Source organism: Pseudomonas sp. LBUM1672 (assembly GCF_059695655.1).
Genome location: NZ_CP166781.1, coordinates 3,225,724 through 3,246,078 on the forward strand (window position 1 = coordinate 3,225,724; position 20,355 = coordinate 3,246,078).

At 57.8% G+C, this 20,355-nt stretch carries 16 protein-coding genes; 10 read left to right on the forward strand and 6 right to left on the reverse strand.

Annotation, left to right across the window (positions count from 1 at the left end; translation table 11 throughout):
- The first annotated feature begins 101 nt into the window (after positions 1 to 101).
- The 3 genes from ACA053_RS14650 to ACA053_RS14660 are packed head-to-tail and all read left to right on the forward strand — an operon-like array spanning position 102 to position 5,857.
- Positions 102 to 1,619, forward strand: a complete 1,518-nt coding sequence (locus tag ACA053_RS14650) for an efflux transporter outer membrane subunit (RefSeq protein WP_497318248.1) — start codon at positions 102 to 104, stop codon at positions 1,617 to 1,619.
- Between the two features lie 30 nt (positions 1,620 to 1,649).
- Entirely contained in the window at positions 1,650 to 2,762 is a 1,113-nt protein-coding gene (locus ACA053_RS14655; protein ID WP_497396100.1) for an efflux RND transporter periplasmic adaptor subunit, read from the forward strand.
- Entirely contained in the window at positions 2,759 to 5,857 is a 3,099-nt protein-coding gene (locus ACA053_RS14660) for an efflux RND transporter permease subunit (RefSeq protein WP_497396102.1), read from the forward strand. Before ACA053_RS14655 ends, ACA053_RS14660 begins: the two co-directional genes overlap by 4 nt.
- Before the next feature lie 118 nt (positions 5,858 to 5,975).
- On the opposite strand, the gene ppk2 is transcribed toward ACA053_RS14660, so the two are convergent.
- A complete protein-coding gene (ppk2, locus tag ACA053_RS14665) occupies positions 5,976 to 6,893 on the reverse strand; it encodes a polyphosphate kinase 2 (RefSeq protein ID WP_497392894.1) in 918 nt (305 codons plus the stop codon).
- Between the two features lie 234 nt (positions 6,894 to 7,127).
- Between ppk2 and pstS the strand changes: the two genes are divergently transcribed.
- The 6 genes from pstS to ACA053_RS14695 all read left to right on the forward strand — a co-directional run bounded on the left by pstS (position 7,128) and on the right by ACA053_RS14695 (position 12,356).
- The gene (pstS, locus tag ACA053_RS14670) at positions 7,128 to 8,159 is read left to right on the forward strand and encodes a phosphate ABC transporter substrate-binding protein PstS (protein ID WP_407011532.1); all 1,032 of its coding nucleotides are present in this window, start codon (positions 7,128 to 7,130) and stop codon (positions 8,157 to 8,159) included.
- 70 nt (positions 8,160 to 8,229) lie between these two features.
- A complete protein-coding gene (gene pstC, locus ACA053_RS14675) occupies positions 8,230 to 9,195 on the forward strand; it encodes a phosphate ABC transporter permease subunit PstC (RefSeq protein WP_090454569.1) in 966 nt (321 codons plus the stop codon).
- Complete coding sequence (gene pstA, locus ACA053_RS14680) at positions 9,195 to 10,088, forward strand: phosphate ABC transporter permease PstA (RefSeq protein WP_497299277.1); 894 nt, start codon at positions 9,195 to 9,197, stop codon at positions 10,086 to 10,088. Before pstC ends, pstA begins: the two co-directional genes overlap by 1 nt.
- A 2-nt stretch (positions 10,089 to 10,090) precedes the next feature.
- Positions 10,091 to 10,924: a phosphate ABC transporter ATP-binding protein PstB gene (gene pstB, locus ACA053_RS14685; RefSeq protein ID WP_497311552.1), complete on the forward strand. Its 834-nt coding sequence runs from the start codon at positions 10,091 to 10,093 to the stop codon at positions 10,922 to 10,924.
- 98 nt (positions 10,925 to 11,022) lie between these two features.
- Positions 11,023 to 11,721 (forward strand): hypothetical protein, encoded by a 699-nt coding sequence (locus ACA053_RS14690; protein WP_497302942.1) that lies wholly within the window; start codon positions 11,023 to 11,025, stop codon positions 11,719 to 11,721.
- A complete protein-coding gene (locus ACA053_RS14695; RefSeq protein ID WP_497311553.1) occupies positions 11,721 to 12,356 on the forward strand; it encodes a hypothetical protein in 636 nt (211 codons plus the stop codon). The genes ACA053_RS14690 and ACA053_RS14695 overlap by 1 nt, the downstream gene beginning before the upstream one ends.
- Before the next feature lie 11 nt (positions 12,357 to 12,367).
- Here the strand turns inward: ACA053_RS14695 and ACA053_RS14700 are convergent, their stop codons facing one another.
- Both ACA053_RS14700 and ACA053_RS14705 read right to left on the reverse strand, forming a co-directional pair.
- On the reverse strand, positions 12,368 to 12,781 hold the full coding sequence (locus ACA053_RS14700) for an arsenate reductase ArsC (protein ID WP_497311554.1): 414 nt from the start codon (positions 12,779 to 12,781) through the stop codon (positions 12,368 to 12,370).
- A 125-nt stretch (positions 12,782 to 12,906) separates the two neighbouring features.
- Complete coding sequence (locus ACA053_RS14705) at positions 12,907 to 13,680, reverse strand: ParA family protein (RefSeq protein WP_497392895.1); 774 nt, start codon at positions 13,678 to 13,680, stop codon at positions 12,907 to 12,909.
- A 148-nt stretch (positions 13,681 to 13,828) separates the two neighbouring features.
- On the opposite strand from ACA053_RS14705, the gene ACA053_RS14710 reads away from it, so the two are divergent.
- Positions 13,829 to 14,611: a CHAD domain-containing protein gene (locus ACA053_RS14710; protein ID WP_497392896.1), complete on the forward strand. Its 783-nt coding sequence runs from the start codon at positions 13,829 to 13,831 to the stop codon at positions 14,609 to 14,611.
- 396 nt (positions 14,612 to 15,007) lie between these two features.
- Here the strand turns inward: ACA053_RS14710 and ACA053_RS14715 are convergent, their stop codons facing one another.
- The 3 genes from ACA053_RS14715 to ACA053_RS14725 form a co-directional block, all read right to left on the reverse strand.
- Positions 15,008 to 15,604 (reverse strand): DJ-1/PfpI family protein, encoded by a 597-nt coding sequence (locus ACA053_RS14715; protein WP_497311556.1) that lies wholly within the window; start codon positions 15,602 to 15,604, stop codon positions 15,008 to 15,010.
- A gap of 1,125 nt (positions 15,605 to 16,729) precedes the next feature.
- Positions 16,730 to 17,254 (reverse strand): cupin domain-containing protein, encoded by a 525-nt coding sequence (locus ACA053_RS14720; RefSeq protein WP_497392897.1) that lies wholly within the window; start codon positions 17,252 to 17,254, stop codon positions 16,730 to 16,732.
- Positions 17,255 to 17,356: 102 nt separating this feature from the next.
- The gene (locus ACA053_RS14725; RefSeq protein WP_497392898.1) at positions 17,357 to 20,254 is read right to left on the reverse strand and encodes a sensor domain-containing phosphodiesterase; all 2,898 of its coding nucleotides are present in this window, start codon (positions 20,252 to 20,254) and stop codon (positions 17,357 to 17,359) included.
- Positions 20,255 to 20,355 lie beyond the last annotated feature (101 nt).

The following is a 20,355-nucleotide window of genomic DNA, read 5'->3' on the forward strand; positions in this document are numbered from 1 at the left end:
GAGTGCTCGATATGGCGACCGAACGGCGACCCTTCGCTGACGACTTCGCGCACACCGGGCCCTACGCTGATGCCACCTCGAATTTGCACGAGCCTAATCCGATGCCGCGACTTCCGAACTTCCACCTGTTGACCCGCAACACCGGGCAGACGCCCCTGCAACATGCCGAACGCATAATCGGTGTCGTAAAGGGTGCGGCGCTCGCCGCGTCCATCGCCCTGATCCTGACCGGTTGCTCCACGGAGGTGCTCGCGCCGTCGGTAGACCTGCCGAGCAACTTCTCCGCGAGCACGGCCTCCGAAATGGAACCCGAGGCGGCATGGTGGGAGGTTTACCACGACCCGGTGCTGACGGATCTGGTGCGCCGAGCCGCGCGCGAGAATCGCGACGTCAAGATTGCCGCCGAGCGCCTGCACGCCGCGCGTGCTGGCGAAACGGTCAGCCGTTCATGGCTGTTCCCGAGTGTCGGCGCATCCGCCTCCGGCAGCGATCGCAGCAGCGGCTACAGCTCGGCCACGAAACAGGGTTATCCGGATACCAAGACCACCAGTGCGGGCCTGGACGTCTCGTGGGAGCTCGACCTGAGCGGCCGCTTGCGCGCCGGCGCAGCGGCGGCTGACGCCGATGCGATGGCCGCGGAGCACAGCATGCGCGGCGTACGCCTGCTGGTGATGAGCGACGTCGTCAGCAATTACTTCACACTGCTCGGCGCGCAACGCCAGGTCGCGACACTGCGCGCCATCTCAGCGATGCAGGACGAGACGCTGCGTCTGGTTGTCGCTCGCCAGCAGGCGGGGCTGGCCTCGGCCTTCGACGTCGAACGCGCGCAGACCGACGCCTTGTCGGCGCGGGCGCAGATTCCGCCGCTGGAAACACAGGTGGCTGTGTCGCGCCATCGTATTGCAGTGCTGATTGCAGACCAGTCCTTCAATACCGCGAACATCCAGTCTTCGATCAGCGATGTGGCAGTGGTGCCCGAGGCCAAGCCAGGCCAGCCCGCAGAGCTGCTGCAACGTCGACCTGACGTGCTCGCGTTGATGGCGCAGCTCGATGCAGCCAATGCGCGCCGCAAGCAGGCCGCGGCCGAGTGGTTTCCGCGGCTGTTCCTCGACGCCTCCTTCGGCCGCCAGGGCTTGAGCCTGAACGGCGCCGATCTCGGCGTTGCACGCTTCACTAACGTGGCGGGTTTGCTGGCGATGCCGCTCTTTAACGCCGGGCGCACGCAAGCAATCAACGATGCGGCCGAAAGTGCTCAAAAAGAGGCGCTGCTGCGCGCCGAGGACGGCATCGTACGGGCGCTCGAGGATGTGGAAAACGCCCTTGTCACGCTTGCGCAGGAACGCCGCCGCTCCGGGTCGCTGCAATTGGCCGCCGCGTCCGCGGAGGCTGCGCAGAACCGCGCCCAGTCGCTCTATAACCGCGGGCAAATCGACCTGTTGCCACTGCTGGATTCGCAACGGGCGCGCCTGGCGGCACGCCTGAATTCCAACGAAAGCAACACCCGCCTGCTGCTCGACAGCGTGCAGCTCTACAAGGCACTGGGCGGGGGCTGGCAGGTGTTCGAACAACCCGCCAACTCAACCGCATCCGCCAAAGCCGACCGGCCACCACTTTCCTAAGTATCTGTCGTTTTCCAAAGAGGAACCGTCTTGAAGAATTCCCTTACTGCGGCCGGCGCCTTGGCCGTCGCCGTCATGCTGTCTGCGTGTAGCCCCGACCAGCCCACCGTGCAGGCGCCACGACCGGTGCGCACCGCTGCAATCAGCTACGACAATGCCCGCGACATCAGTCGCTATGTGGGCACCGTACAGTCGCGACATGAAGTCGACCAGGCCTTCCGCGTGGGCGGCAAGGTAGCTCAGCGCAAGGTCGATGTAGGCCAGTTTGTGCGTGAAGGCGACATCTTGGCTGTGCTGGATGACAGTGACTACCGGCTCGCCGAAGAAGCGTCGCGACAACAGTGGACGGTTGCCGTCGAGCAGACGCGCCAGGCCGACTCGGACCGCCAGCGCCTGACCGCACTGAAGGCTGACGGCTCGGTCAGTGCAGCCGACGAAGAGCGCGCGCAGACCAATGCCCAAACGGCGCATGCGACTGCCGAGGCCGAGGCACGCAAGCTCGAACTTGCGCGCAACCGGCTCAAGTACACCGTATTGCGCGCCTCGCGCAGCGGTGTCGTCACAGCGTTGCGCTTTGAGGCCGGCCAAGTCGTGGCGGAGGGTCAATCCGTTGTCTCGATTGCGAATCCGGATGAATCCGAGATCGTCATCGATGTGCCCGAGAATCAACTGGCCGTCTTCAAGGACGCGCGTTTCAAGGCCTCGCTGGCCAGTGCGCCGAACGAGATCTTCGATGTCACGTTGCGTGAGCTGTCGCCACAGGCTGCAGCACAGACGCGCACCTATCGCGCGCGGCTCAAGCCGTTGCAGGCGCTGCCGCTGGGCGCCACCGCCACGGTGATGGCCGAGCGAGTCATGACAAGTGTCTCTGTGGCGGCAGTACCAGCCACGGCATTGACGCAGATCGGCGGTCAGCCGGCGCTATGGGTGGTCACGCTCACGGGCAAGGATCCGGTAGGCATCGTCGATCTGGAGCGTGTGGCAGTTTGGGGTTACCGCAATGACGAGGTACTCGTCTCCGGGCCGCAAGCAGGCGTATTGGTCATCACCGCCGGCGTCCAGAAGATGACTTCCGGACTGAGGGTCGCGCTCCCCGGTGCGGCGATCGTTGACGCCAATACCACGCAGCAGGCCGCCCGATGAACAACTTCAACCTCACCGACTGGGCGCTGCGCCACCGCGCCATCGTTCTGTTCATGCTCCTCATTGTCGCGGTGGCTGGCGCCTTCAGCTTCACCCGGCTCGGCCAGTTCGAGGATCCGAACTTTTCCGTGCCGTCCATGACCGCCATGGTCATCTGGCCGGGCGCCACTGCCCAGCAGTTGCAGGACCAGGTCCTAAATCGCATGGAGAAGAAATTCGAGCAGATCGACAACTTCGAGAAGGTGGTCACCTACGCGCGGCAAGGCTACGCAGGCATGACGCTCACCGTACGCGGCGGCACTTCCAAGGCTGACCAGCGCGAAGCCTGGTACCAGGCGCGCAAGAAACTCAACGACCTGAGCCTCGAGATGCCTGACGGCGTGATCGGCCCGATCCTGAACGACGAGTACGGCGACGTGTATGGCCTGATGTACGCTATCAAGGGCGACGGCGTCGGTCAGGCCGACCTGTCGCACGTGGCCGAGGATATCAAGCGCCAGATGCTGAAAGTGCCGATGGTCAAGAAGATCGATCTCATCGGCAAGCAGGCCGAGCGTGTCTACGTCGAGTTCTCGCACGAGCGCCTGGCCGCGCTGGGCATCACACCGCTGGCCATCGCCGAAAGCCTCAAGAGCCAGAACGCCATGGTGCCGGCGGGCCAGATCGACACCCGCGGCGACCGCGTCATGGTACGCGTGAGCGGCCAGTTCGCCAGCGAAGAGGCGATCCGCAACGTGCCCATCTCTGCGAGCGGCCGGCAGATCAAGCTCGGCGACATTGCGACCGTTACACGTGGGTTCGAAGATCCGCCCACCTACACGGTCCGCCACAACGGCCGGCCCGTGCTGATGCTCGGCATCACGATGACCAGCGACGGCAACATCGTGGACCTTGGCAAAGAGATGGACACGGCCGTCGCCAAGATCCAGTCGGAGCTCCCGCATGGCGTGGAACTGGAACTCGTGGCCGACCAGCCGACCACGGTGAAGGATGCAATCCTGGACTTCGGACGCGCGCTGGCCGAGGCGTTGATCATCGTGATCGCGGTGAGCCTGGCCAGCCTGGGCTGGCGCGCCGGCCTCGTGGTCGCGGCCACGGTGCCGCTGGTGCTGGGCGGCGTGGCGCTGGTGATGCTGGCGATGGGCTGGAATCTCGAGCGCATCTCGCTCGGCTCATTGATTATCGCGTTGGGACTTTTGGTGGATGACGCCATCATCGCCATCGAGATGATGGTGGCGAAGATGGAAACCGGCATGGACCGCGTGAAGGCGGCCGCCTTCTCCTATCAGTCCACCGCCATGCCGCGCCTGACCGGCGCACTCATCACGGTCGTGGGCTTCCTGCCGATCGGCCTCTCGAAATCCACCACCGGCGAGTACGCGGGTGGCATTTTCTGGATCGTTGGCGCCGCGGTGCTGTTCTCGTGGATCTGTTCCGGCATCTTCACACCGTACCTGGCGGTCAAGATGCTGCCCAACGACTTGGGCACCCACCAGCACGGTGATCCACACGACACGAAGTTTTACCGCAGCCTGCGCCGCCTGATCGACACCGCCATCGAGCGTCGCTGGGTGGTCATCGGTGCGACGGTTGCCGCTCTGGTACTTGCTCTGGCCTGTATCAAGCTGGTGCCGCAGCAATTCTTCCCCAACAGTTCGCGCCCTGAACTGGTCATAGACCTGCGCGTCAAGGAGGGTTCCTCGTTCGCCGCGACGACCGAGCAGGTCAAGCACATGGAGGAGATCCTGGCGAAGGACGAGGACGTGCGTTTCTATACCGCCTACACCGGCGCCGGCGCACCGCGCTTCTATCTCTCGCTCAACCCCGAGCTGCCGAATCCGGGATTTGCCCAGTTCGTTGTGATGACCAAGGACCTGGATGCACGCGAGCGGGTACGTGCGCGGCTGGTGGCCTCGGCTGACCAACAATTCCCACAGGCGTGGGTACGTGTGACCCGGCTCGAATTGGGGCCACCTGTCGGCTACCCGGTGCAGTTCCGCGTCGTCGGGCCTGATACCCAGAAGGTGCGGCAGATCGCCCGCGAGGTGGAGAACGTGATTGCGTCCAACCCGAAGGTGCGCGATCTCCAGCTCGACTGGAACGACCCGGTGCGCACGCTGAAGGTCGAGCTTGATCAGGACAAGGCGAGCGCGCTCGGTCTCACGCCGGCCGACGTGTCACTGGCGACCCAAACCGTGATGAATGGCGCAACCTTGTCGCAACTGCGTGAGCACGAGGAACTGATCGACATCGTCGCCCGTGCCGTGCCCGCTGAGCGCTTGAGCCTCGACACACTGAAAGACATCAACCTCTACACTCGCCAGGGAACTGTTGTGCCACTGTCGCAAGTCGCACAAGTGCGCTCTGAGCTGGAAGAGCCAGTGCTGTGGCGGCGCAACCGGGATATGGCAATCACGGTGCGTGCCGATGTGAAGGATGGCGAACAAGGTGTTTCGGTGACTCAGGAGATCCAACCGTTGCTCAAGGACATCGAAGCGAAGCTGCCCTCGGGCTACCGCATCGACACGGGCGGAGCCGTTGAGGAAAGTGACAAGGCCAACAAGGCGCTGCTCGCGGTGGCCCCGCTGATGCTGATCACCATCCTGCTGTTGCTCATGCTGCAACTGCAGAATTTCTCCCGCATGTGGATGGTAGTGCTCACCGCCCCGCTGGGCCTGATCGGTGTGGTGCCGGCGCTGTTGGTGTTCCAGTCGCCGCTGGGCTTCGTTGCGATCCTGGGCATCATCGCACTGGGTGGCATGATCATGCGCAACGCAGTGATCCTGATCGATCAAGTGCAGATCGAAATCACTGAAGGGCGCGACCCGTGGAATGCTGTGCTGGATGCCGCCATTCACCGGGCCCGTCCGGTGATGCTGACGGCGCTGGCGACCGTACTTGCAATGATCCCGCTGACGCGCAGTGTGTTTTGGGGGCCGATGGCAATTGCGATCATGGGCGGTCTTACGGTGGCGACGCTGCTAACGATTTTCTTCGTCCCTGCATTGTACGCCGCATGGTTCAAGGTGGGTCGCCAGACGACCGCTGACGCTCATCAGTTACAGGGGGACGCCACGTTCGCTTCTGACTTATAAATGCCGGGGCACTGTGCCCCGATTTCACCGCAATTAGAAGGCTTGCGAGGCGGTCGTTCAGGCTATCCGGCTTCGAATGCCGCTCTCCAATCGAAGGGCGCCCCGCTCCAGCCTCTCTTTAATAGACTTGAGGAACGATGAGTTCCCGTGGCGTCGGACTGCGGGAGTAATCCTCCTGTCTTACGCGTTGCGGTAGTTCGATCACCGGTAACTCTACTTCTTCATAGGGCATCTGCCCGAGCAGGTGGTGGATGCAGTTAAGTCTTGCTTTCTTCTTATCATCGGCTTGCACCACCCACCATGGCGCTTCGGCGATGTGGGTGCGTTCCAGCATCACTTCCTTGGCCTTGGTATAGGCTTCCCAGCGCCGACGGGACTCCAGATCCATGGGGCTGAGTTTCCACTGCTTGAGCGGGTCGTGAATGCGACTGAGAAAGCGCAGGTGCTGTTCCTGGTCGGAAATGGAGAACCAATATTTGATTAGCTGAATGCCGGAGCGTGCAAGCATTCTTTCGAACTCTGGCACAGTGCGGAAGAACTCTTCGTACTGATCGGCGTTGCAAAAACCCATCACCTGTTCGACGCCTGCGCGATTGTACCAACTACGGTCGAAGAGCACGATCTCACCCGCTGCCGGCAGGTGTGAGACGTAGCGCTGGAAGTACCACTGAGTACGTTCGCGGTCATTGGGTGCAGGCAACGCGGCAACCCGACACACGCGAGGATTAAGCCGTTGGGTAATGCGCTTGATGACACCACCTTTGCCCGCGGCATCACGACCTTCGAACAGAATGACTACTTTGTGACCGGTCTTTACCACCCAGCTTTGCAGCTTCACCAATTCGCCTTGCAGGCGGAATAGTTCGCTGAAATAAACTCTTCGAGCTTCCTTCTCACTTCCTTCCTCTACCTGCTCATCGAACAGAGCATTCGGGTCAGTGCCGTCTTCGGATAATTCCAGTTCCAGCTCTTCGTCACTGTGATCAAGCAGCTCACGGCGGATGCGCTGTATCAGTGTGTCTTCGGTTGATAGCATGGGAGCAACTCGCGTCGGGAAGGGCCTGACTCAGTGTTAGTCGTACTTGGTTACGAAGTAATTACAAAAACTTTTGCTTCAAAGCAGGCTCGTATCAACGGCGGCTACGGGTGCAAGGCGATATCGAGCTGGCAGACAATTCAGTCAGCGGGATCTTGTGCCATCCGACTTTCATAAAAGCGTAACAAGATTGTTGCAGAGTTCCGGAGCCCGCTATCACAAGGAGTTCCTTCGATGAAAAATTTGATGAAGTCTGCTGCGCTCGCCATTACGGTTTCTCTTTGTGCAACCTCAGTGTCTTTCGCTGCTGAAAGCGTTCGACTGACAGGTTCCGGCGCCAGTTTTCCGGCTCCGATTTACCTCACTTGGTTCAAGGATTTCAGCAAGAAAACCGCTGGCGTCACCGTGGATTATCAATCCAAGGGCAGCGGTGCAGGTGTGCAGGACTTTTTGAACAAAACGGTCGATTTCGCCGCCAGCGACTCGGCGATGAAAGACGAGGACATCGCCAAGGTTGCCGAAGGCGCGCAGTTGCTGCCGATGACAGCGGGTGAAATCGTCCTGGCCTATAACCTGCCAGGCAGTCCTAAAGGGCTGAAATTGCCACGCGATGTTTACTCCAACATCTTCCTGGGCAAGATTACCCAATGGAACGACCCGCAGATCGTCGCGGCCAACCCGGAGCTGAAACTGCCTGCTACACCGATCACCGTTGTCGTGCGTGCAGATTCCAGTGGCACCACCGCGGTGTTCACCAAGCACTTGGCGGCAATCAACCCGGCGTTCAAGCAGGAGTTGGGTGAAGGCAACACCGTCAACTGGCCAGCCAGCGACAAATTCATCAAATCGCCTAAAAACGATGGCGTGACCGCTACCGTACGCCAGACCCCGGGCGCCATTGGCTACATCGAGTACGGCTTCGCCAAGCTGGCCAAGGTCGACTTTGCCCAATTGCAGAACAAGGCCGGTCACTACGTTGTGCCGAATGCCGAGAGCGGTGCCGAGGCTCTGGCTGCGGTGAAGATGCCTGAAAGCCTGGTGGCCTGGCTGCCTGATCCGGATGGCGCCAAGTCCTACCCGATCACTTCCTACACCTGGATGATCTTCCGCAAGCAGAACGAAAGCCCGGCCAAGGCCAAAGCCATGCGTGAAATGGTCGAGTACAGCCTGACTGAAGGTCAGAAAATCGCCGATTCGATGGGCTACATCCCCCTGCCGCAATCGGTCGTCGATCAGGTTCGCAAAGCTTCCGCCAACATCCAGTGACGCTCGCGAGACCTCTCGGCGTGTGCTTCCAGCCTCGCCGAGAGCGTTCTCCCCTACGCCGGAACAGCCCATGAACAAGCCATTTGTCGTACCGGTCAATCCGGATTCCGCCTGCCGTCCACCGTCTGCAAAGGATTTTCTGGTTGATCGCACCTTCCGCGCACTGGCGCGCATCGGTGTGGTTCTCGTTCTGGCGCTGGTCTTTGCCTTGGTGTTCGAGGTGGGACGCAAGGCACTTCCAGGCATGGAGAAACACGGTTTTGACGTCCTTTTGGGGACCGTTTGGGACGTGAACCAGGGCAAGTACGGCATTCTGCCGGCCATTTGGGGCACGCTCTACAGCGCCTTCATCGCCTTGATGATCGCAGGCTTTTTCGGCGTCAGCATGGCGATTTTCCTGACCCAGGATTTCCTGCCCGCGAAACTGGCGGCGGTTTTTCGCACCATTGTCGAATTGCTCGCGGCCATTCCCAGCGTCGTTTATGGCCTGTGGGGCATCTACGTGGTGATCCCGGCCATTCGTCCCCTCACGGATTGGCTGAACAGTGAACTTGGCTGGATCCCCTTTTTCGGCACGACCTTGAGCGGACCGGGACTGTTACCTGCCGCGCTGGTACTTGCCATCATGATTCTGCCGACCATTGCCGCCGTTTCGCAGGATGCCCTCACCGGTGTTCCGATGAAAACCAAGCAGGCGGCCTATGGCATGGGCACCACCCACTGGGAAGCGATTCTCAAGGTCATGGTGCCCTCCGCTGCCACCGGCATTTTCGGCTCGCTGGTGCTGGGTCTGGGCCGGGCCTTGGGTGAAACGATGGCCCTGGCCATGTTGGTAGGCAACTCGAACAACATTTCCCTTTCTCTGTTTGCACCCGCCAATACCTTGGCCGCCCTGTTGGCGCTGAACTTCCCCGAGGCGGGACCGACCGAGATCGAGGTCTTGATGTATGCGGCACTGGTCCTGATGCTGATCACCCTGATCGTGAACGTCATCGGATCCATGATCATGGTCTATGCCCAGCGTGGTACTAAATGATGACTGACCTCACTTCCCCTGCGGCCGCGTTGCCCAGTCTGCAGCGCAAGTTTGAAGGCCGCGCCCTGCGCAGCCTGGTGTTGACGACGCTGGTCTGGGCTGGCGCCCTGCTGGCCAGCGTGCCCCTGATTTCCGTGCTCTACATGCTGATCACGCGCGGTGGTGCCCGTCTCAGCCTGGAGGTATTCACCGAACTGCCGCCGACCGGTTTCGAGACGGGCGGCGGCTTCGGCAACGCGATGGCAGGCACCTTCGTCATGGTCGGTATCGCCGCCGCTATCGCGGTTCCGGTCGGCATCATGGCGGCCATCTTCTTGGCTGAATTGGGGCCGGAGAGCAAGCTGGCCAATGCCGCGCGCTTTGCCGCCAAGATGCTCACCGGGTTGCCTTCGATTTTGGCCGGGGTTTTTGCGTACGCCTTGGTGGTGATGACCACGGGTACCTACTCGGCACCGGCAGGTGGCGTGGCGCTGGCAGTTCTGATGCTGCCCATCGTTGTGCTGACCGCTGAAGAATCGATGAGGATGGTGCCCAAGATCATGAAGGACGCCGCCTATGGCATGGGCTGCACCCGATCGCAGGTCATCTGGAAAATCGTACTGCCGACCGGCCTGCCGGCGATCCTGACCGGCGTAATGCTGGCGGTGGCCCGTGCAGCCGGCGAAACCGCGCCGCTGTTGTTTACCGCCCTGTTCAGCAACTACTGGATCTACCACGACGGCAGCCTGGCGGTGATGAATCCGACCGCATCGCTCGCCGTACTGATCTACAACTTCTCCGGCATGCCGTTCGACAATCAGCTTGAGCTCGCATGGGCGGCCTCGCTGGTGTTGGTGATGATCGTGCTGATCGTGAATATCGTCAGCCGAATCTTCGGCAAGCCAAAGTTTTAAGAATGGGAGCACATAGTGTGAATGTATTATCTGCGCAAAAAGTCGCCCCGCTCGAGGCCCAGGTACCTGTGGTCATGGACTGCAAGCTGGACAAGATTTTCTACGGCAACTTTATGGCGGTACGTGACAGCCATGTGCCAATCGAAAAAAACAAGATCACCGGATTCATCGGCCCCTCCGGCTGCGGCAAAAGTACGGTGCTGCGCAGCCTCAATCGAATGAATGATCTGGTGAAAGGCTTTCGTTTCGAAGGCCATGTGCATTTCCTCGGCCAGGACGTCTATGGCAAGGGCGTCGATCCAGTGGTCGTGCGCCGCTATATCGGGATGGTGTTTCAACAGCCGAACCCGTTCTCGATGAGCATTTTCGATAACGTTGCGTTTGGCCTGCGCCTCAATCGCTATCAGGGCGACCTGGGTGACCGCGTCAAGCACGCCTTGCAGGGCGCGGCGTTGTGGGATGAAGTCAAGGACAAACTCAAGGTCAGCGGCCTGTCCCTCTCGGGCGGCCAGCAGCAACGACTGTGTATCGCCCGCGCCATCGCCACCGAACCGGAAGTCCTGTTGCTGGATGAGCCGTGCTCCGCACTTGACCCGATCGCCACCCGTCGTGTTGAAGAATTGATGGTCGAGTTGAAGAAGGATTACACCATCGCGCTGGTGACTCACAACATGCAGCAGGCGATCCGTGTCGCTGACACCACGGCATTTTTCTCGGTGGATATTTCCCAGGGTACGCGTACCGGTTATCTGGTTGAGATGGGCCCCACGGCCCAGATATTCGACAATCCCCGCGAGCAAATGACGAGCGATTACATCAGCGGCAAATTCAGCTAATCGACAAACGTCCGGTCAAGACCGAAAGCAGCCAATGGCAAACGACATTGGCATGCCTTCGGTCTTTTTACCTCTCACACTTCTAATCAGGATTGCCAATGTCCGCAAAGCGTCGTCTTGACTTGCCAGCAATCGAGCGTGCACTCCGTAAGGTGCAGGGTCGCTTTGCCGAGCTCAGCAGGCACTTCACCGAGCCGCGTGATCCCTTGACTGACGAAGTGCTGCGCAATGTGGTTGATGGCTATGCGCTGATTGACGACTATGTCGCCCGTGGTGTCGATCTGTTCGATCTTCAGCAACTGAACCTGATGCTGGAGATCAATGCCACCGTTCTCTGCGGCCGAGACCCGGCACGTCGTCTGGAGTACGCTCAGCACCTCGCGGCGACCGAAGAACACTTCTTCAACAACGTTGAAGGCGGGATAAAGGACTTGTACAACTGGTACTGTGCGTATCGCAGCGAATCTGTCTGGAAGCGTGCGGCCGGTGTCTATGTACGGATCCTCAGCAAGCCGCAATTGTTCATTGAAGGCAATAACCGCACTGGGTCGCTAATCGTCAGTTACTTGCTCATGCGTGCAGGGCTGCCGCCGTTCGTACTGACGCTGGACAACGCCGAGGGTTACTTCAACCCGTCATCCGTCATCCGCAACTCCGCCAAACATGGCGTCAAGGCCTTGTACGAATTGCCCAAGATCAAGAAAAAATATGCAGCCTTCCTGGAAGAACAAGCGCCTGATCCAAAGGAATTTTTTGTGAGCGACAAACCAGTGCCCGTCTATCTGGGGGGCGAATGATGAGCAGGTATCCGATGCTCGACAGATGCCGGGTTTCCAGCGGTCGAGCGTGGCAAGCAATCAAGCGTTCCATTCCGATGGACGCGTTCAGCCGCCAGCGCATCCGTATTTCGTTTGATATCGATGACACGTTGGCCTGTCAGGCCCATCACTGCGCTGTCGAGCACAGCAGGCTGCCGGCTTTTGTTCATCGTTGGCTCGGCGAACCATTGCGTAGGGGAACACGCGACCTGACCCGAGAGTTACGCCGACAGGGATGCAGCATCTGGGTCTACACGTCGTCCGGTCGGACACCATCTTACATCCGGCGCTGGTTATTACTACACGGTATCCACGTTGACGGTGTGGTCAACAGTGTTCGGCATAACCATGCCCTGACAGCGCATGGGCTTTCGAACTCCCCTTCGAAGTTTCCACCCGCATTCGATATCGACTTGCATGTCGATGATTCCGAGGGCGTGCAGATTGAAGGCTATGATCACGGTTTTCGCGTCGTGGTCGTGCGTCCGGATGATGAGAGCTGGGCGCAGAGCGTTTTAAATGCAGCAGCTGAAGTCCAGGCACAGTTAGCTTGGCAGCAACGGCACAGAAACACGGAGCCTGCGCAACAACGCTCAGAAGCTTTTTTCTCCTGAATTTCGAAACATCACGACCTTGTCTTTACTGTGACGAACATTTTGATGCGGTCGTGAATCTCCTGGAGTGCATGACGCAAAGGCTCATGTTTCTCACTGGTCGTCGGGTCTTCAAAACTCCACATGATCGCTTCATCGGAAGACGGCATTCGTGAGGCTTCTTCGGAAGACTTATCACACAGTGTGATGACGTAGTGGAACTGCTGTCCTTCAAATTCATCGATCGATTTGCTACGCAAGCCATTGCTCTCTATGCCTATGTGTTCGAGAGACTCCAGGGTGCGAGGATCAACCTCGCCCGGTTCGAGGCCAGCACTGAAAGCTTCAAAGTGTGAAGAATCAGTGTGGCGAAGCAGCGCTTCGGCCAGCAAGGAACGGACATCGTTTTTAGCGCAGACAAACAGCACCCGGAATTTGTCAGCCATTCCTTTCACCCCGCTTGGACAGTTGATCTGAAAAATGCCAATGCTTAGTTAAGCAGCGTTTTTGATCGCCCGACCTCAAGTCGATGGAATGCACTATTTCGAATTCTTTCAGCGCCCGTGCCGATTCAGCCTGTCTCCTCCAGTACGTGTAAGAGATCAACAAACTGGCCTGTCAACTTGTGATGCCGGTCGAGGTGAATCAAAGGTTGGCAGCGCTCATGTGATTCACGCATCTTCACCGAGCTGCCGAGATACACCGGAAGAATCGGCAGCCCTTCCGCGATGAGCTCTTCGACCAGATTGCGGTGAAAGCCAGTGGTGCTGACGTAATGATTGATGACAATCCCTTCAACGACCAATGACTCATTATGGTCACCCTGAAATTCTGCCACCTGTGCCAGCACCTGGTACAACGCCTGACGAGCGAAGGTATCGCAATCAAATGGAATCAAAACCGCATCCGCTGCGATGAGGGCACTGAACGTATAGAAGTTCATCGCCGGAGGCGTATCGATGTAGATCCGGTCGTAGTCTTGTGAAATGTCGTCCAGAAACCGGCACAGCTTGTTTATCTTGAACTTCGCTTCCAGTTTGGGCTGTAAATCCGAAAGCTCGCGGCTGGCAGTGATGAGGTGCAGATTATCGTAGGGTGTCTCAACGATATGAGCGCGGCTTTTTTTGGCTGCCGGCCCAGAAGACAGGGTTTGCTTGAAAAAATCCGCAATGCCCACCGGGATATCATCCCCAGTCAGGCCGGTGAGGTAATACGTGGAGTTGGCCTGGGCGTCCAGGTCGACAACGAGCGTCCGGTAGCCTTCCATTGCGCTTGCAGCAGCCAGGTTGCACACAATACTCGACTTGCCTACCCCACCTTTTTGATTGAAAACAACACGACGCATCAACACCATTCCTGCGACAAAAGGTTCCAGTCTATCGACTTCCCGCGAATCCACAGCGGCAACTTGATGAATTTTATATTGCAGTGCCCGTGCGCAATGGCTGCAACGAACAATTGCTCTGCGAACCCACTCACAAGCGAGGACGATGATGACTTTTGTCAACGATTTTGTGGCTCAGATCATTTCCCTGGAGGTCTCCCTCTATCACTCGCGCGCTCGGCTGCAAGCCAACAGTGACAGCGAAGCGCTGCATGATCTGAGGATTGCAGTACGGAAAATACGTAGCCTTTTGCGACCGCTGCGCAACATGCCAGAGGTTATCGAATTGAATCAAGCTGCCGCTGAGGTCGGCAGAGCGACGACTCCCACGAGGGATCTGGAGGTCATCGTTGATGAGCTTCGAAAAAAGGGGTACTCGCGCCAAGCAATCAGCCGAAGCGCAACCCTGACAGAGCAGTATCGGAAGATCGCTGCCAGCTCAGTGCTCGACAAACTATTTGCCGAACTGGATCGATGGCCAGAGATATTCAGGACAGCCGAGCGAGCCGGCGAACTGGTTGATGTAAAAAGACAGATTGAGAAAGCCCTGAAGAAAAGAATCACTCAACTGATCGCCGGACTTCGGGACAAACATTTTGATCGGCACGAGCTGAGGATTATTGCGAAAAACGCGAGATACCTCTCCGATGCGTTTCCAACACTGTCACCGCTCAAGGCAAAATCCAGGGATCAATTGAAGTCGGTACAAGCGTCGCTCGGCTCATGGCACGATCATCATCAATGGTGCCTGCGGGCCGAGGAGGAACCTGATTTGCTAGAAATCGCACCCTACTGGAAAGTCGCGTCAGAACAGGCGTTGGCTGATGCCGAGCTAAAATTAGCGTCGCTGCTTGATCACCTGTCGAAAGACCTGGCGAAGTCTAAAAACTGACATCAAATTGCCTTGAAAGGTCTGATGTAGAGCCTCTGACACATTATGAATCATCAAAAAATAGCGTTACCCTCCGCCGCCTCAACAGCAAAGGGTTTGCAGATGAAAATCACTATTGAAACAAATGAGCAAGGAAGCGGTTGCAAAGTTTGGCTAGGCGAAACGGCAGTTTCGATCCCCAGCCTAGAGGACGCTAAATCCTACATTGCCCAACTCGAAGAGCGGATAGAGGCTGCCTCTCATACTTTTGTCCTGGATGCTGGAAACCCAGAGGCGAGGTAAACAACTCGTCAGCGGTCGTTTATAAGGCCAGTCTGCATACGCGACCTGATTGCTCGACGAGGCTGAGCATTGACCATCACCGTTTCCAACAACCATTAGCAGCCACTGCTCGCCTTAAAGAAACCGCGAAATATTCGCCATTGCCCGCGTTATGTAAACGTCCTTCTCCCCCACCGGGGCAACATAGTGAAGAGCACTGCGTGCAGCCTCTACACCAGCTAAACGAGAGATGAACCAGGCCGCCAGATACTGCGACGATAGGCAGCCGCCAGCGGTTGCGACATTGTCCTTGGCCACAAACGGCTGATTGAGCACCGCCACGCCGGCCTCTTCAACCCATGGCTTCGTGATCAGATCCGTACACGCCGGAACGTCGTCTAGCAGGCCGAGCGTTGCAAGTATGAGCGTGCCCGAGCACTGGGCGCCCAAGAGTTGGCGAGCCGGGTCGAGTTTCAGTCGAGACATCAGTGCCTCGTCCGCGACGACGTCCCGAGTCAATCTCCCACTACCCACCAGCACTGCATCCGCGCCGCAGGCTTCCTCCAACGACGCCTGCGCCTCGATTTTCAGGCCGTTCATCGATAGCACCTTATCTGTGGGGCTGGCGATAGACACTCGCCAACCAGGCTTTTGAACCCGGTTGAGGATGCCGAACGAAATGAGCGAATCGAGTTCGTTGAACCCTTCGAAGGTAAGGATCGCAATGTGCATGGTGCGCCTCGTGCCAGAAAAGTCTTGAGGTCCATCGTAAAATCAAAAGACCAATACGTTCAAAAAATTGTAATGGATACATTTCGGTTATCTGAAGCGGCTTCGCAGCCATTTGGCGCCACTCTCGCGAGCGTCCGCAATGGATCGATTGCCGGTCGGCCACAACGAAATCGCAGCTCCTCCGTATTGGCTGTAAAAAATTCTAAGCAACCGTTTTTGGTTCCAATCTCGATCACTGTCGATCCGGGACAATTCGCTCGGAATTAGAACCTGCCTCAATCCCCCCCCCGACGTTTTGAAGCTGCTACGCTGATTTTGCTTACGCGCCACAATCCATAAATGATCCTAGTAACGAAGTTGTGGTTCTTCATTTTCCGCCGCATCCCCAAATCTGAATTGGTCAGCACGCTTGTGGCTCGTAGCGTGCCTCGACCCAGCGGCCGTTGATCTGATCAAGAAACTGCCGTTATCCGAGTTATTTCAGCGGGTTGGGACTCAACGAAGAGATCGTCGGTGTATTCACTTGCCTCGGGCTCAGCAGCATCGCTCCCCCACTGCCGTCCCTAGTCGTATACTAATGAGCGCCCGCTAAATAGCGTATGCGGTCGGTCATAGCGAGGGGTGAACTGAAGGCAACCAACGGTTCTTTCTCCCTTCAAAGTCAATCGCTAAAGCAGCAATGCCGAAAAGCCAGCGTTGTCGTTGTCGACCGGTTGAATCCACAGCCGATAGCTACCAGTTCAGATCCGCCAGCATTACCAAATTCGACAGGCACGCGGGGTTCGAACTCGTAGTTGAGCCAAAAATAGGCCTAAATCGAAAGCAGCATTTCGATAGGCTGCAGTGAATGCTTAAGGCTAAACAGCAACATTTGCTTCAGTCATTCATGCGATTGTTAGCTGAGTTAGCCCAAAAGTGTTGCGCACGGACAAGTCCTTTCACGCAACAAAACCGACTGTATGAATATTGCAACACAACAAATGCAGTTTTTTAATAAAACTCAATAAATTCAATAAGTAATGAGCCGAACAATCATCCGACCATTCCTATTTTCAGAGACATTATGTTTCGAGATTAGCCCGGTTATTACACCCAGATTTTGAGGCGATCAATTGGCCAGGCTCCTCATTCCTGCGTCAACTCTCCAATCAGCTGCGAATGCTCCGGGAATTGCTCGCTGAGCTTCTGCCGATTACCCAACTCCATATCCGCATAATCAAACCCGGGCGAAACCGCTTCACTGATCAAACCGTATCCCGACAATCCATCCGTAAGCCGCGAGGCTTTCCAGACACCGCCCGGCACATGCAGCTGCAAACATTCTCCGGCGATAACGTCGCTGCCCATCACCACAGTTTTCAACGAGCCGTCTGGAAAAATCAGGCTGTACTGAATCGCGTCTCCCAAATGGTAGTAATGCACGATGTTTGATTGGTTGAGATGGAAATGGCCTGTCGGCGAATCCTGGGTCAGCAAATAATATATGGATGTCATCAGGTAACGCGGGCCGCTATCTGTTTCAACCATGGCATGGCGATCCGACTGGAAAGTCCTGCGGTAGAAACCACCTTCGGTATGAGGCTCCAAATCCAGTGCTGCGATTAGTGCATCAACGCCAGGAACGACGGTTTTGAACACATTGTTGGTCATTTGGCTTGAGCCCTCTCATTAAGTGACTATCCACCTTTATATATCTATGAATTATAAATAAGCTAAATACCTGTTTAGTTTAGTTATATGCATTGTTCAACCCTAGCGACCGACCAGCGACGTTTCCAGCAATGCATCCAACCCCATCGGCTTGGCAAAGTAATAACCCTGGGCCTGCCCAGCGCCTATTTCGCGCAGCAAGACCAGCGTCGCTTCATCCTCGACACCTTCGGCCACCACGCTAAGGCCAAGCGATTCAGCCATTCGTACAATCGCCCGCACGATCGCGCGGCTGCGGGTGCTGGTGGTCAGTTCGAGGATGAATGACTTGTCGATCTTCAAGCCGCTGAAACGGTATTGATGCACGTAGCTCAGGGATGAAAATCCTGCACCGAAGTCATCGAGCACTACCGACATGCCGTTGTCGGCCAATTGCTGCATGTTCTGCCGGGCAATAGCCGGCTCGGCCACCAACGCTCCTTCGGTTAATTCCAGGCAGATCCGCGACGGCGCAACCTGGTGCAGCGCCAACAGTGCAAGCACATCACTGGCAAAGTCCGGGCGCGTCATGCTGTAACTGGAGCAATTGACGTGCACCGCCGGCCAATTGGCGTGCTGGGGTTGTGCGAGGATCACTGCGACGCTGGTGAGCATATACAGGTCCAGTCGACCGATCAGACGCAATCCCTCGACATTCGGCAAAAACTCACCTGGCCCGATCACTCGGCCGCCCGGCTGATGCCAGCGGATCAGCGCTTCAAGTGCCAACAGTTCGCCGCTTTCGACGCTGACAATCGGCTGGAAATACGGCAGCAATTCGTCGGTACGTTTGAGCGCATTGCGCAAGGCCCCTTCTCGCTCCATCTGGTCCGAGACTTCGCGGCGCACCTCCTGATTGAACACCGCGTAGCTGTCGCGACCGGCACTCTTGACCCGGTACATCGCCGCATCGGCATCGCGCAGCAAGTCGGCGGGTTCGTGATGGAACTGACTGTCGGCGCTGACAATACCGATACTGCAGGACGAAAAAACTTCATGGCCATTGATGAAAAACGGCAGGTCAAACGCCACCAGGATCCGTTCGGCGATTTCGATCAGCACGTCCAGCGGCGCCTCGGGAGCGAGTACCGAAAACTCATCGCCCCCCAGTCGCGCGAGCATGTCGGTGTCGCGCAGGCAACTGCGTAAACGGTGGGCGGCCTGCATCAACAGCAGATCGCCAAAGTGGTGACCGAGACTGTCGTTGACCATCTTGAAACGATCGAGGTCGATGAACATCACCGCCAGGTGCCCGCCTTCGCTGCCGAATCGCGACCAGGCCAGATTGAGGCGCTGTTGCAGGTAGGTACGATTCGGCAGCCCGGTCAGCGCATCGTGGGAGTTTTCGTGCTGCAACTTGGCATTGGCGTGATCGAGTTCGCGCGTGCGGTTCTGCACCCGGGCTTCGAGCTTGAGGTTGGCAGCGTGGATCGCTTCGGCGGCCGTGCGTCGCGACAACGCTGTATCGATGTGCCGCGACACGAACGTGAGCAGTTCCTGGTCACGCAGCGAGTAGCGCACCTGCGAGGTATAGCTTTGCACCGCCAGCACGCCACGCACCACGTCGCCATCGAACAATGGAATGCCCAGCCAGGAGTAAGATCGGACAGACTCATGGCCCAATTCGATTTCGCCCTGTGCAGACAATCGCTCAGCCTCGCCCGAGTCAATCAGGCAAGGTCGACGCTGGCGGATGATGTACTCGGTCAAGCCCCTGCGCCCACGACGTGCCTTTGGACAAGTCGTCTGTCGCTCATCGACATAATAAGGAAAGGTCACTTCACCGGTCGCGTCGTCGAACAACGCGATGTAGAAGTTTTGCGCGAACAGCAGATCACCGACGATGCCATGCAAAGTTTGGAACAACTCGGCCATATCGCCCGGCTGGCTCGACAGTTCAGCAATCTGGAACAGCGCACTCTGCAGATGTTCGGCGCGTTCTCGCTCTGCCACCTCCTGCCTCAATGCGTCGTTGAGTGCCGAAAGCTCCAGGGTGCGGCGCATGACGATGCCTTCCAGGTTCTCGCGGTGCAGTATCCGGTCCAGCGCCATGGCCACGTGACGGGCCACCACCAGAAACAGCGCGCGGTCTTCAGCGCTGTAGGTACGGGAAACGTCATAGACTTGCATGGCCAGCATGCCAAACACGTCATCCGAGGCGTTTTTCAACGGTGCGCCCATCCAGAACTCGGGACGATCCCCCACGCAGTAAAAGCGACCCTCGGCCTGAGCCTCGCAAATACCGGCGGCATCGATCAGCAGTGGCTGGCCCGTGGTCAACACCTGGCCGGTCAACGACAGATGCGAGGCATCAAGGTATTCGTAGTGCTCGGCCTCCACGGCATCAACGTCGATGATGTCGACGTAATACGGGTAGTCGATCTTGCCAGTGTGCGGGTCATACAGCGCGAGATAGAAGTTCTCGGCATCGATCAGGCTAGCCAGCAACTGGTGAACCCCCACCAGAAACACTGACCGGTCGCGGGTCGAACTGGCGAGATAGGTAATTTCATACAGCACACGCTGAGTAATCTGCGCACGGGCCAGGGTGTTGGTTTGTACTTGAATGCCCAGGCGCTGCGCAAATTCTGCGAGCGCCGACTCCTCGGCGTCATTGACTGGCGCGAGTACCCAACCCAGCACACTTTCGCCTCTGCCGGTTGGCCAGCGGTGCAACTGCCGAGTCAGGCAAAAGGCTTCGAACTCTTCATTGGCAACGCTGGATGGCCACTGCGCCTGTGGGTCGCCCTGCCCGACCAAGTGCATTTGTTCACCGGCGCGGTACACCACCCATGCGGTGGTGTGGCACCAGTGGCGCGCAGAGGCCAGCAATTGTTCGACCGCGTCGTCGTTGTTGGCGTGGGCCATGCCGACAGTTTCCGAATGACCTTTTAGTTGAGCGGCGACAACGTCGCAATCGATCGATTGCCGCGGGGAGTCGGTCAATGGACGAACACTCATCAGCGCTCCCTGAGCCAAAACTGGCGATACTCATTTATTATTTTCCGGCACTACGCCAGAGAGCCTCCCGTTTAAAGCTTATATACGTTTTTATCAATCGT